10 protein-coding genes are annotated in these 13,095 nt (G+C 63.9%); 1 reads left to right on the forward strand and 9 read right to left on the reverse strand.

All coding sequences use genetic code 11. The features are described 5' to 3' along the window. Positions 1-9: 9 nt before the first annotated feature. A complete protein-coding gene (locus tag F791_RS0105580; RefSeq protein WP_019592292.1) occupies positions 10-1,038 on the reverse strand; it encodes a CDP-6-deoxy-delta-3,4-glucoseen reductase in 1,029 nt (342 codons plus the stop codon). Between the two features lie 158 nt (positions 1,039-1,196). On the opposite strand from F791_RS0105580, the gene F791_RS0105585 reads away from it, so the two are divergent. Continuing rightward, positions 1,197-1,769 (forward strand): hypothetical protein, encoded by a 573-nt coding sequence (locus F791_RS0105585; protein WP_018139755.1) that lies wholly within the window; start codon positions 1,197-1,199, stop codon positions 1,767-1,769. Between the two features lie 25 nt (positions 1,770-1,794). Here the strand turns inward: F791_RS0105585 and ubiD are convergent, their stop codons facing one another. The 8 genes from ubiD to dnaA all read right to left on the reverse strand — a co-directional run bounded on the left by ubiD (position 1,795) and on the right by dnaA (position 13,074). Then, complete coding sequence (gene ubiD, locus F791_RS0105590; protein WP_019592293.1) at positions 1,795-3,258, reverse strand: 4-hydroxy-3-polyprenylbenzoate decarboxylase; 1,464 nt, start codon at positions 3,256-3,258, stop codon at positions 1,795-1,797. 33 nt (positions 3,259-3,291) lie between these two features. After that, positions 3,292-4,059: an exodeoxyribonuclease III gene (xth, locus tag F791_RS0105595; protein WP_018139753.1), complete on the reverse strand. Its 768-nt coding sequence runs from the start codon at positions 4,057-4,059 to the stop codon at positions 3,292-3,294. Next, complete coding sequence (locus F791_RS0105600) at positions 4,056-6,104, reverse strand: M3 family metallopeptidase (RefSeq protein ID WP_018175070.1); 2,049 nt, start codon at positions 6,102-6,104, stop codon at positions 4,056-4,058. The genes xth and F791_RS0105600 overlap by 4 nt, the downstream gene beginning before the upstream one ends. A 114-nt stretch (positions 6,105-6,218) precedes the next feature. Beyond that, positions 6,219-6,749 (reverse strand): hypothetical protein, encoded by a 531-nt coding sequence (locus F791_RS0105605; protein WP_018139750.1) that lies wholly within the window; start codon positions 6,747-6,749, stop codon positions 6,219-6,221. Positions 6,750-6,755: 6 nt separating this feature from the next. Then, positions 6,756-9,188, reverse strand: coding sequence for a DNA topoisomerase (ATP-hydrolyzing) subunit B (gene gyrB / locus F791_RS0105610; protein WP_018139749.1), 2,433 nt, complete (start codon positions 9,186-9,188; stop codon positions 6,756-6,758). 65 nt (positions 9,189-9,253) lie between these two features. Then, on the reverse strand, positions 9,254-10,327 hold the full coding sequence (locus tag F791_RS0105615; protein WP_081622273.1) for a DNA replication/repair protein RecF: 1,074 nt from the start codon (positions 10,325-10,327) through the stop codon (positions 9,254-9,256). A 23-nt stretch (positions 10,328-10,350) separates the two neighbouring features. Continuing rightward, the gene (gene dnaN / locus F791_RS0105620) at positions 10,351-11,454 is read right to left on the reverse strand and encodes a DNA polymerase III subunit beta (protein WP_018175068.1); all 1,104 of its coding nucleotides are present in this window, start codon (positions 11,452-11,454) and stop codon (positions 10,351-10,353) included. 252 nt (positions 11,455-11,706) lie between these two features. Further along, the gene (gene dnaA, locus F791_RS0105625; RefSeq protein WP_012981417.1) at positions 11,707-13,074 is read right to left on the reverse strand and encodes a chromosomal replication initiator protein DnaA; all 1,368 of its coding nucleotides are present in this window, start codon (positions 13,072-13,074) and stop codon (positions 11,707-11,709) included. Positions 13,075-13,095: the final 21 nt, after the last annotated feature.

Raw genomic sequence — 13,095 nt, forward strand, 5'->3', positions numbered from 1 at the left:
CGCGCGCCCCTATTCGTGGGGCGCGGCCGGCTCGAAGCTGTCGTAGTAGAGCTGTTCGGTCGGCAGGCCCGCGGCGAGGAAGGCATTGGTCGCCGCCTCGATCATCGCCGGCGGACCGGCCATGTAGACATCGAAGCCGGACAGGTCGGGGTATTCGGCCAGTACCGCATCGTGTGGCCAGCCCGCGACAGCCGGGAACCCGCCCGCCGTGTCCGCCGGCACATCGGAGAGCACCGGCGTAAAGCGAAAATGCTCACCGTGTTCGGCGCTCATGCGGCCGAGCCAATCGGGGGCGTAAATCCCTTCTGCACTGCGCGCGCCCCAGAACAGGTGGTGCGGGCGGTCGAAGCCCTCGACCGCCAGATGGTCCAGCATCCCCTTGAGCGGGCCGAAGCCCGTGCCACCACCAACGAACAGGCGCGGCCGCTCCGATTCCTCGTCGACAAAGAACGTGCCGAGCGGCCCCTCGATCCGTAACAGCGCCTTGGACTGCATCTCCTCGAACACCATCTTCGAGAAGCGCCCACCCTCCAGGTTGCGCACATGCAGGACCAGCTGTTCGTCGTCATGCGGGGCATTGGCCAGCGAGTAGCTACGGCGCCCGCCGCCCTTGAGCAGGACATCCAGGTACTGTCCGGCGAGGAACTGCATGCGCTCGGTTGCGGGGAGCTGAAGACGCAGCTCCATGACATCGTCGGCCAGGCGGTTCAGCTGCGCGACACGACAGGGCAGCGTCTTCACGACGATATCCTTGGCCGCGCCGATCTCGCGCACCTCGATCTCCAGGTCATCCACCGGGGCCGCCTGGCAGAACAGGGCCCAGCCATCGGCCAGTTCGGCCTCGGTAATGCCCGGCGGCTTTTTCGGCCCGTGGTCCACTTCGCCCGCGAGGACGCGCCCCTTGCAGGATCCGCAGGCGCCGTTACGGCAGCCATAGGGAAACGCAAACCCCTGGCGCAACGCGGCCTCGAGTACGGTCTCGTCGTCTTCGACCTCGAGTTGCTGCCCGCTGGGCTGGATGATCACGTCAAAGGCCATGCGCTGCTCCCGCTGCTGGTCCAACAAGGGGGCCTATTGTCTCCACGGTCCGGGCGAACGCAAGCAACCCCGGAAGCCGCATGTAGCGGTCCCGGGGTGCATTCCATGGACGGGATGGGGCAGACTCGGGGGCGCCAATCACAGGCAGGGAGAAAGGAATGCAAGGAGAAAAATGGACAGCCGCACTGGCCGCCGTCGGGGTGATGGTTCTGGGCGGATGTGCAGCCAACGAAACCCGTGACACGACGACCGATGCAGGGGCCGAAGCCGCTGCCGAGGTCACCGATCCGGAGGTGATCGTCGCGGTCCCGGAGCGGTTCGCCTACAGCGACGATGCAACGGTGTCCGAAGCCATTCGCCGCGAATGCGAGCTGGAGGAGCGCTTCCCCGGCTTCGTGCAGGAGTTCGGGGCTCGCCATGATGTCCGCGTGGAATCCGGCGCGGACGTGAGCCCCGGGGATGCTGGAAAGGTACTGGTGGTGGAGATCACCCAGGCCCGCAATGACGGCAGCGCCTGGTCCGGACACCGGTCCCTGGCGGAGGCCGAGGGCACGCTGTACGAGAACGGCGAGGCGGTGGCTGACTTCACCTCACGCCGGGTGTCTGGCGGCGGGGCATTCGGCGGGTTCAAGGGCAGCTGCGCGGTGATGGGTCGCACGGTACGGGCCATGGGCGCCGACATCGCGGCCTGGGTGCGGCTACCCGAGGACGGCGCACACCTGGGCAACTAGGGGCCGGGCGGGGCTGTGGCGACGGCTACAGCCCCAGCTCGTCCCAGAGGGCATCCACCCGCTCACGTACGGCCGGATCCATGGTGATCGGTCGGCCCCACTCGCGATCGGTCTCGCCCGGCCACTTGGAGGTCGCGTCCATACCCATCTTGGAGCCCAGCCCCGAGACGGGTGAGGCGAAATCCAGGTAGTCGATCGGCGTGTTCTCCACCAGCGTCGTGTCACGCGCAGGGTCCATGCGCGTGGTAATCGCCCAGATTACATCGTTCCACTCGCGCGTGTTCACGTCATCATCGACGACGATCACGAATTTTGTATACATGAACTGGCGCAGGAACGACCACACCCCCATCATCACGCGCTTCGCGTGGCCCGGGTACTGCTTGCGCATGGAAACCACCGCCATACGGTAGGAGCAACCCTCAGGCGGCAGGTAGAAGTCCACAATCTCCGGAAACTGCTTCTGCAGGATCGGGATGAAGACCTCGTTCAGGGCAACCCCCAGGACCGCCGGTTCATCGGGCGGACGCCCGGTATAGGTGGAATGATAGATCGGCTGTTCACGGTGGGTGATACGGTCGATGGTGAACACCGGGAACTCGTCCACCTCGTTGTAGTACCCCGTGTGATCGCCGAACGGGCCCTCGGGCGCGGTTTCGTCGGGGTGGATATGGCCCTCCAGCACGAACTCGGCGGATGCCGGGACCTCGAGATCGGAGCCGATGCAGCGGGTGACCTCCGTGCGGCTGCCGCGCAGCAGCCCGGCAAAGGCGTATTCCGACAGCGTATCCGGCACGGGTGTGACCGCGCCGAGGATGGTCGCAGGATCGGCCCCCAGGGCCACCGCAATGGGGAACGGCTCACCTGGATGGGCCTGGCACCATTCCCGGTAGTCCAGCGCGCCCCCGCGATGCGACAGCCAGCGCATGATCACACGGTTGCGGCCGATCACCTGCTGACGGTAGATGCCGAGGTTCTGCCGCGACTTCTCCGGCCCGCGGGTCACGACCAGGCCCCAGGTGATCAGCGGCCCGGCATCCCCCGGCCAGCAGGTCTGCACCGGCAGGGTGGACAGGTCCACGTCGTCGCCTTCGATCACATGGCGCTGGCAGGCGGCCCCGCGCGTCTTCTTGGGCGCCATGTCGAGCACCTTGCGAAACACAGGCAGCTGTTCCCAGGCCGCCTTCAGGCCCTTGGGCGGGTCCGGCTGCTTGAGAAAGGCCAGCAGCCGGCCGACCTCGCGCAGGGCCTCGACCGAGTCCTCGCCCATGCCCATGGCCACCCGTTCCGGCGTGCCGAACAGGTTAGCCAGGACCGGGATATCGGAACCCTTGGGGTTCTCGAACAGCAACGCGGGTCCGCCGGCGCGCAGGACACGATCGGCGATCTCGGTCATCTCGAGGTTCGGGTCGATCTCGGTGGTGATGCGCTTGAGCTCGCCGCGGGCCTCTAGCCCGTCGATGAAGTCACGCAGGTCCCTGTATTTCAAAGGTGTCTCCCAGGGCGCGGCCGTCGGCCGGGCCTAGTCGCTGAATTCGGCCCAGACGGGGGCGTGGTCGGAGGGCCGTTCCCAGCCGCGGGGCTCGCGGTCGATCCCGGCAGCGGTCAGGCGTTTTTGCAGTGCGGGGCTGGCGAGGACCAGGTCAATCCGAAGGCCGCGGTTGCGCCGGAAGGAAGCGGCGCGGTAATCGAACCAGGAGAATTCCTCTTCCGGCTGCTCGAACGCTCGGAAGGTGTCCGCGAGACCAAGGTCCGTGAGGGCCGCCAGGGCCTCCCGTTCCGGGGTCGAGCACAGGATACGCTCGTGCCAGGCCTCGGGGTCGTGCACGTCGCGGTCTTCCGGGGCGATGTTGAAATCGCCCAGCACCACGAGGTTCGGGTAGGTCTCGATCTCGGCGGCCAGCCAGGCGCGCATGCGTGCCAGCCAGTCGAGCTTGTAGGCGTACTTTTCGGTCCCGACATTTTCGCCGTTCACCACATAGAGGTTCACGATACGGATATCGCCGATCGTGGCCGCCAGGATGCGGCGCTGGGCGTCCTCCAGCCCCGGCGGATCAGTGACGACGTCCGTTGCCTGTGTACGCGAGAGGATGGCCACGCCGTTGTAGGTCTTCTGGCCGGAGTAGACCACCTCGTAACCGGCATCCTGGATCGCACTGACCGGGAAGTTCTCGTCGGTTAGCTTGGTTTCCTGCAAGGCGAGGATGTCCGTGCGCGAGCTACCCAGCCAGTCGAGGACCTGGGGCAGGCGGACCTTCAGGGAGTTGACGTTCCAGCTGGCGATCTTCACGCGGCGTTCTCCAGTCCGCTGTGCCGCAGCAGGGCGTCGATCTCGGGGTCACGACCGCGGAAGGCCCGGAAGGAGTCGGCGGCTGGACGAGAGGCTCCGACCTCCAGGATCTCGCGCAGATAGGCTGCACCGACCTCGGGCGAGAACAGACCCTCTTCCTCGAATCGTGCAAAGGCATCGGCGGACAGGACCTCCGCCCACTTGTAGCTGTAGTAACCCGCCGCATAGCCTCCGGCAAAGATATGGGCAAAGCCATGGGGGAAGCGGTTGAACGCCGGCGGACGGACCACCGCGACCTCGTCACGCACCGTCTCCAGGAGGTCGAGGATGGCCTGGGCGCTGTCGGGTGCCGGCCCCGCGTGCAGGCGCATATCGAACAGGGAGAACTCGACCTGTCGCAGGAGCTGCAGCGCGGCATGGAAGTGGCGGGTATCGACGAGGCGCTGATAGAGGTCATCCGGCATGGGCTCGCCGGTCTCGTAATGAAGGGCGAACAGATCCAGGGCCTCGCGCTCCCAGCACCAGTTCTCCATGAACTGGCTTGGCAGTTCGACGGCGTCCCACTCGACGCCATTGATCCCGGCGATCTCGGGCTCGTTCACGCGTGTGAGCATGTGGTGGAGGCCATGGCCGAACTCGTGGAACAGGGTGATCACCTCGTCGTGGGTAAACAGCGCAGGCTTGCCATCCACGGGCGGGGTGGAGTTGCAGGTCATGAAGGCGACCGGGACCTGCTGGGCCTCTGCCGAGACAAAACGCTGGCGGCAGACATCCATCCAGGCACCGCCTCGCTTGTTCTTGCGGGCGTAGAGATCAAAGTAGAAACCCGCACGTTCGACGCCGTTCGCGTCAACGACGCGATAGTAGCGAACGTCGTCATGCCAGCTTTCGACGGTCGGGTCGGCCTCGAAATGCACGCCGAACAGGCGCTCGACCAGGCGAAACAGGCCTTCCACCGCCTGGCTGGCGGGGAAATAGGGCTTCAGCATTTCCTGGCTCAGTCCAAGACGCCGCTCACGCATCTTCTCGGCGGCATAGGCCATATCCCAGGCTTCCAGGGAGTCGAGCCCGAGCTCATCGCGGGCGAAGGCACGCAGCCCGTCCAGATCCTGTTCGGCCCGGGGACGTGCCCGCTGGGCGAGGTCCTGCAGAAAGGTATCGACCTGACCGGCGTTCTCGGCCATCTTGGTCGCCAGTGAGCGCTCCGCGTAGTGCGCAAACCCCGTGATGCGCGCCTTCTCCTCCCGCAGCTGGAGGATTTCGACCATGACCTCGCTGTTGTCGAAGCGACCTTCATCGGGGCCCTGGTCAGATGCGCGGGTCGCGAAGGCCTCGTAGACGCGGCGGCGAAGCTGGCGGTTGTCAGCATGGCTCATCACCGCGAAATAGCTTGGGAAATCCAGTGTGACGACGTAACCGGTCTGCTCGTGGGCGCGGGCGTTCTGGGCCAACATGGCCTGTTCTGCTGCGGGTATGCCGACAAGTTCGTCCTGATTGTCGGTCTGCCAGGTCCAGGACTGGGTCGCATCGAGGACGTTCTCCTCGAATCGCGCCGTGAGTGCGGACAGACGGGCATCGATTTCCCGCAAGCGGGCGCGCGCATCCTCGGGGAGATCGACACCACTGAGGTGGAAATCACGCAGGGCGTCATCAATTACCTTGCGTCGCTCGGGCGCGAGCTGGGGGTATTCCGGGCCATCGGCCAGGCGGCGAAAGGCGGCATACAGCCCCTGATGCTGCGACACCCAGCTCCCAAACTCGGACAACTTGGGCAGGCAGGCATTGTATGCCTGGCGCAGCTCCGGACTGTTCATCACCGCATTAAGATGTCCGACCGGTGCCCATACCTGAGAGAGACGGGCATCCAGGTGCTGCAAAGGCGCCACAAGTCCGTCCCAGGTCGGGGCGTCGCCAGCCTGGGCGACGAGCTGTTCGATCCCGTCGCGATTCTCCTGAAGGACGGTGTCGATAGCGGGGAGAACGTGTGCCGGGACGATGGATCGAAACGCGGGCAGGCGATCCGTTTGCAGCAGAGGGTTGGTCACGTGGACTCCAGATTCGAGTAGGACGGGAATTATGCCATTCGGACCACAGGCCCGGGAGGGTGTTCCGCCGTTGCGAGACTCCATCGAACCGGTCGCTGGAGGGTGCTGGAAAGGCTAGGCAGGATTGTCCGGATCGGAGGATGGGGGTTGCAAGGGTGTGTAACGGCCCATTCCGGCGAGCCAGGCGAGCGGTGCGTAGAAGGGCGAGCGGCAGGTGTGCCGATACGTCTGCAGGGCGGCGTTATAGCGAATCAGGGTGTCGCGAATGGCCTGATCCAGAGCGACGACCCGTCGCGTCGACTCGTCCAAACTTTCTCTATTAATATCAATAGGTTGTTGGTATATCGAGTCCCACAGGGCGCGGATTTCGCGCTCCGCTTCGGCGACGGTGGTCAGGTCGCCCCGGCGACGAGCCGTCTCCTGACGCTGCAAGGATCGGTGCAGATCCTGGACGGCCGGTGGTCCGCTGTCAGCTTGGATGCAGACCTTCTGCAAGTGGCCGTTGCGCTGCACAAGAAGGCGCTCCAGTTGATCCCAGGTGCCGACCACTTGGCGTTCCTGGACGGCCAGATGGGAGTACAAGCGCGCAATGCCCAGAGTCAGACCCACGAGCCCGGCGATCGTGACGATGACGAAGATCGCCATCCGGGATCAGACGTCAACGTTCTCCGCGCTCAGAGCTCGGCTTTCGATGAAGTCCCGGCGCGGTTCGACCTGATCCCCCATCAGGGTGGTGAAGATTTCGTCCGCGCGGATCGCATCCTCTACCCGGACCTGGAGCAGGCGACGGGTTTCGGGATTCATCGTCGTTTCCCAGAGCTGATCCGGATTCATCTCGCCCAGGCCCTTGTAACGCTGGGTGGCCAGGCCCCGGCGGCCCTCCTGGAGCAGCCATTCCATGGCCTCGGAAAAGCCCTGGATGCGGTGAACGCGTTCGCCTCGCTTGATGTAGGCACCAGACTCAAGCAGGGCATTGAGGCGGGCAGAGAGGTCCAGGATCGTCTGGAAATCGCGCGAGGCGAGCGTATCGTCGGTGATGTACTGCGACAACGCGGCGCCGTGCTCGAGACGATCCAGGCTCAGCTGGGCGTGACCGTCGACATTGTTAACCGGACCCAGGCTGTAGCGGGTAGCACCGGCGCGATCACTGGAGATAGACTCCAGGATGCGCGAGAACCAGGCTTGAACTTCTGGGTTGGTGACGCTGCGCGGCTCGGGAATCGCGTCGGCCTCGAGCATGGCCCAGAGGATGCGCGAGTCGTACAGACGTCCGAGCCGCTCGACCGCGCGGGCGGCCTTCTGGTAGCCCTTCACCAGTTCTTCGAAGGCCTCGCCCGTGACGGGCGGGGCGTCCGGACCCGGATGCAGCGCGGCGCCGTCCAGGGCAAGCGAGACCACGATTTCGCCCATCTCGGCTTCGTCGCGGACGTATTGCTCGCGCTTGCCGCGCTTGATCTTGTATAGCGGCGGCTGCGCGATATAGACGTGGCCACGCTCGATCAGCTCGGGCATCTGACGGAAGAAGAAAGTCAGCAGCAGGGTGCGGATGTGCGATCCGTCCACGTCTGCGTCGGTCATGATGATGATGCGGTGGTAGCGCAGCTTGTCCGGATCGTATTCGTCCTTCCCGATCCCGCAACCCAGCGCCGTAATCAGGGTCCCGACCTCGGCGGATCCGAGCATGCGATCAAAGCGTGCTCGCTCGACATTGAGGATCTTCCCCTTCAACGGCAGGATCGCCTGGAAATGCCGATCCCGTCCCTGTTTGGCAGAACCGCCCGCTGAGTCGCCCTCCACCAGGTAGAGTTCCGAATGCGCCGGATCCTTTTCCTGGCAATCGGCCAGCTTGCCTGGCAAGCCGGCGATGTCCAGCGCACCCTTGCGGCGCGTCACCTCGCGCGCCTTGCGCGCCGCCTCGCGCGCACGCGCCGCCTCGAGAACCTTGTCGGTGATCGCCTTGGCCTCGGGAGGGTTCTCCAGCAGGAAGTTGGTCAGTGCATCGGACAAGACGCTCTCGACGATCGGCTTGACCTCTGAGGAGACCAGCTTGTCCTTGGTCTGGGATGAAAACTTCGGGTCCGGGACCTTGACCGAGAGTACAGCGGTCAAGCCCTCACGCATATCATCCCCGGCGGTGGCGACCTTGGCCTTCTTGATCAGCCCCTCTTTCTCCAGGTACTGATTGACCGTACGCGTGAGCGCCGCGCGGAAACCGGCCATATGGGTGCCGCCATCGCGCTGCGGAATATTATTGGTGTAGCAGAAGATGTTCTCCTGATAGGAGTCGTTCCACTGCAGCGCGACCTCGACGACGTAGTCATCCTCGCGTGTCTGGTTCGCGTAGATCACGGTGGGATGCAACGCCGTCTTCTTCTGATTCAGGTGCTCGACAAACGCACGAATACCGCCCTCGAACAGAAAGGTCTCTTCGCGGTTGTCGCGTTGGTCGCGCAGGGTAATCCGGACACCGGAATTCAGGAATGAGAGCTCGCGAAGGCGTTTGGCGAGGATCTCGTAGTGGAATTCGATGTCGGTGAAGATTTCGTCACTGGGGCGGAACCAGATCCTGGTGCCAGTCCGATCGGTGGGGCCTGCGACCGCCAATGGGGCATCAGGTACACCGAGATGATAGATCTGCTCGTGACGCTGGCCGGCACGATGGATCTCCAATCGGAGCTCTTCCGACAGGGCATTCACGACCGATACCCCGACGCCGTGCAGGCCCCCGGACACCTTGTAGGAGTTGTTATCGAACTTACCGCCGGCGTGGAGGACCGTCAGGATCACTTCTGCGGCGGACGTGCCCTCTTCCTCATGGATATCCACCGGGATACCGCGCCCGTTATCCGAGACCGACACCGCGTTGTCTTCGTGGATCGTGACCTCGATGGTGTCGCAATGGCCGGCAAGGGCCTCGTCAATCGAGTTATCGACGACCTCGAACACCATGTGGTGGAGACCGGTCCCGTCATCGGTATCCCCGATGTACATGCCAGGGCGCTTGCGCACGGCATCCAGGCCCTTGAGCACACGGATCTGGGAAGAATCGTAGGTTTCGGGGTCGAGCGGTTCAGATTCGGACATGGATTACGGCATCCGGCGGTAACAGACACTGCAGTATAACGCAAAGGCGGGGGCCGGGGCGCGGCTCAGTCCGGGGTCACCACACCATGTTCCACGTGAAACAATCGCGTGGATCGCCCACCCTCCAGCCCGGGGATACGCGACTCGACTGCGGTGACCAGTACCTGCCACCCGAAGTTCTGGAGGCCGCACATCAACCCTTCCACCGCATCCACATCCAGTTCCGAAACCACATCATCCAGTAGCACGACCGGTGCCCTACCGGCCTCACGTTCGAGCATCCTGGCCTGCCCGCCGGTCAACGCCGTGATCAGCCTTTTTTGTTCACCCCGCGACGCCTCCGCCGCCACCCGACCATCAAAGCGGAGGTCGATGTCTGCGCGTTGCGGCCCGACCTGTCCGAAGCCCCTCTCTTCGTCCGAGGCCCGGCTGCGTGCAATTGCGTCCGAGAGCGGACGATCCCGTTCCCAGCCAACACGAAGGTGCACCTGGAAGCCTTCCAGGCGCTGCGAAAATCCGAAGGCCCGCGCCGCCTCCGCAGTGCTGCTCTCCCAGCGATCGATATAGGCCTGTCGCACCTGCGTGATGATCTCACCGGCGGCGACTAGCGGGCGTTCAAATTCTCGCGCCGCACGACGATCGCCCTTGCGCAAAGCGGCGTTGCGTTGCTCGTGCGCCCGCCTCCATTGCTGCCAGTGCCACCGATACCCCTGCACGGAATGAAAGCAACCCCAATCGAGCAAACGGCGCCGTTCCTCCGGCGATCCCGTGAGCAGCTCAAAGGATCCCGCATGCAGCACCCGGACCGGCAGCCACTCCGCAACGCTGGCATGCCCTTCCATCCATCGCCCGTCGACCCGCGACCGCCGTGTGCCTTCCCAGCTCACGCCCAGGCGATGCTCACCTCCACGCAGGTCACGCACCCGCCCCCCGATCCACAGGCCCTTCTCGCCTGACCGAACGACCCGACGAAGCTGCGGCGTCCGGAACGATCGTCCCGCGGCAAGCACATGACAGGCCTCCAGCACCGACGTCTTGCCTGCGCCATTTGGACCCACGAGCCGGTTGATACCTTTGCCCGGCTCGAACGTCTGCTCCGAGAGATTTCGCACCCCCCTCCACCACAGGGCTTCCAGCACGGCGTCTGTTCGCCCGGTCGCGACTACAGGCGCATCGGCATCACGACGTAACGCGCGCCACCCGGAGGATCGGCCTGCACCAGGATCGAGGAGTTCCCGTCCCGCAGCCCGATCCGGACCTGATCGGTTTCAATGGCATTGAGGACATCGACCAGGTATCCGAGGTTGAATCCGATCTCCATCGGCGGGCCCTGATACTCGGCTTCGACTGACTCCTGGGCCTCTTCACGATCCGCGTTGTGGGTCATGACCTGACAGCCCTGATCGCCAAGCGTCATCCGCACCCCGCGGTACTTGTCCGACGCGACGATGGATACGCGTGCCAGTGCCTGCTTGAGACGCTCGCGTTCCACCGTCAGGGTCGCCGGAAGGTCCGCTGGAATCACGCGCTCGTAATCCGGGAACCGCCCTTCGATCACCTTGCTGCGCAGCACCGCATTCCCAAGATCGAACAGCACCTGATCCTCACTGAACCCGACGCGAACTGGTACATCGTCGTCCGACAGGTTGCGGCGCAGCTCCGCGATCGTCTTGCGCGGCACGATCTTCTCGATCCGTCCATCGATCGCCTGGTCAAGCTCGGCCTCGGCCAGTGCCAGTCGATGCCCGTCGGTTGCCACCGCGCGCAGGCTGTGACCACTGGCTACCAACAGCAATCCCTGAAGGTAATAGCGAACGTCCTGCTGCGCCATCGAGAACATCGTGGCCTCAAGCAACCGACGCAGCCGGTTCTGCGGGATGTCCAGGGTCCACTCCGAGCTCTTGCTCTCCCAGTCGGGGAAATCCGCACCCGGCAACGTGGCCAGACTGAAACGCGAGCCAGCGAACCCCACGGACATCCGTTCTCCATCGATCGTCGCCCGGATCTCGCTCTCTTCCGGTGCCGCCTTTACCACATCCAGCAGCTTGCGTACCGATACTGTCACGTCGCACTCGCCGGGGATGGTTCCCGTCGCCTCACCTTGCCAGGCCAGTTCCAGGTCGGTGGTATCCATGCGAATGCCGCCCCGTTCATCCGGTCGCAAGCGCACGTTGCCGAGGATCGGCATCGTCAAACGTTTCTCGGCCGCCCCGACAATCCGTTGCAGGGCGTCAGTCATCGCTTCGCGCTGGAAAGAGAGTTCCATGGCGGTGTCCTGTAATTGGGTTTAAGTAATTTAAAACTGATGATAATAAGGTCCGCTTCTCCCTGTGCGGAAAACCTTTAACTTATTGATTTTTCGACGTTTATTATTCAAAAAACGGCTTTCAAACCTCTGTATCGCCTGTGTCTATCCTGTGGATGAAATCAGGCACCAAAAATTTACGCTGACTGCGCACGACTTCCCCCCATCTTATCCACAGCTTGTTCGGTCAACCTGCAGGGATGTGCGTCAGCGTCAGCTGCTCAGGGTCCGCAGCAGATTTGCATAGTCTTCATCCAGGCTCGCATCCGCCTCGCGCAACTCGACGATCTTGCGACAGGCATGAATGACCGTCGTATGGTCCCGTCCGCCGAAGGCCTGGCCGATCTCCGGCAGGCTGTGCTGCGTGAGTTCCTTCGCGAGTGCCATCGCCATCTGGCGCGGTCGAGCCACCGAGCGGCTGCGGCGAGTGGAGAGCAGATCCGCCACCTTGATGCGGTAGTAATCGGCCACGGTCTTCTGGATGTTCTCCAAGGTGATCAGCTTGTTCTGGACGGCGAGCAGGTCGCGCAGCGCCTCTTTGGCGAAGTCCAGGGTGATCGGTTTGCCGGTGAAATGCGCGTTCGCGATGACCCGGCGAAGCGACCCCTCCAGCTCCCGGATGTTGGACCGGATGCGCTTGCCCATGAAAAAGGCGACCTCGGTTGGCAACTCGATCCCGGCCTGTTCCGCCTTGCGCTGCAGGATGGCCACGCGCGTCTCCAGCTCCGGGGGTTCGATGGCGATGGTCAGGCCCCAGCCAAAACGTGATTTCAGCCGTTCCTCAAGCCCCTCGACCTCCTTCGGATAACGGTCCGAGGTCAGGATGATCTGCTGCTGACCTTCAAGCAACGCGTTGAATGTATGAAAAAATTCTTCCTGGGAACGTTCCTTGTTCGCAAAGAACTGGATGTCGTCGATCAGGAGGGCATCGGCCGTGCGATAGTGCTGCTTGAAGTCGTCGATCGCGTTGTGCTGCAGCGCCTTGATCATGTCGGCGACGAAGCGCTCGGAGTGCAGGTAGATGATCCGGCCTTCCGGCAGCCGGCTCAGGATGCTGTTGCCGATCGCGTGCATCAGATGGGTCTTGCCCAGGCCCACGCCGCCATAGATGAACAGCGGGTTGTACGCGACCCCCGGGTTTTCGGCCACCTGCAGACTGGCCGCGCGCGCCAGTTGATTCGATTTGCCCTCGACGAAGGTGTCGAAGGTGAAGGCCGGGTTCAGGTTGCTGACCGGCCCCTTGGGGACCGCTGCTCGCCGCGCTGGCGCGCTCGCGGGTGCCCGTGAAGGTGCGGAGCCTTCGGGCTCCGCGGCGGTCCACTCCGTGCCCCCGATCCCCAGGCGAACGCGTTGCCTATCGGTCTCTTCGGTGCCGGGGCGCAGTTCGCTGACGGCCTCTTCGATGGAACTCAGGAGATGGTCGCGGACATGTTCGAAGACAAACTGGTTGGGTGCCAGCAGGCGCAAGGCCCCGGCTTCCTCCTCGGCGTGCAGGGGTCGCAGCCAGGTGTTCAGCTGCTGCTCACTCACACGACCCTGCAGGCGATCCAGACAGGCTGTCCACAGGGTATTGGCAGTCACACGCGGGTCTCCGGGATCACG

It is taken from the genome of Thioalkalivibrio sp. ALRh, from assembly GCF_000381425.1.
In the GTDB taxonomy this organism is placed as follows: domain Bacteria; phylum Pseudomonadota; class Gammaproteobacteria; order Ectothiorhodospirales; family Ectothiorhodospiraceae; genus Thioalkalivibrio.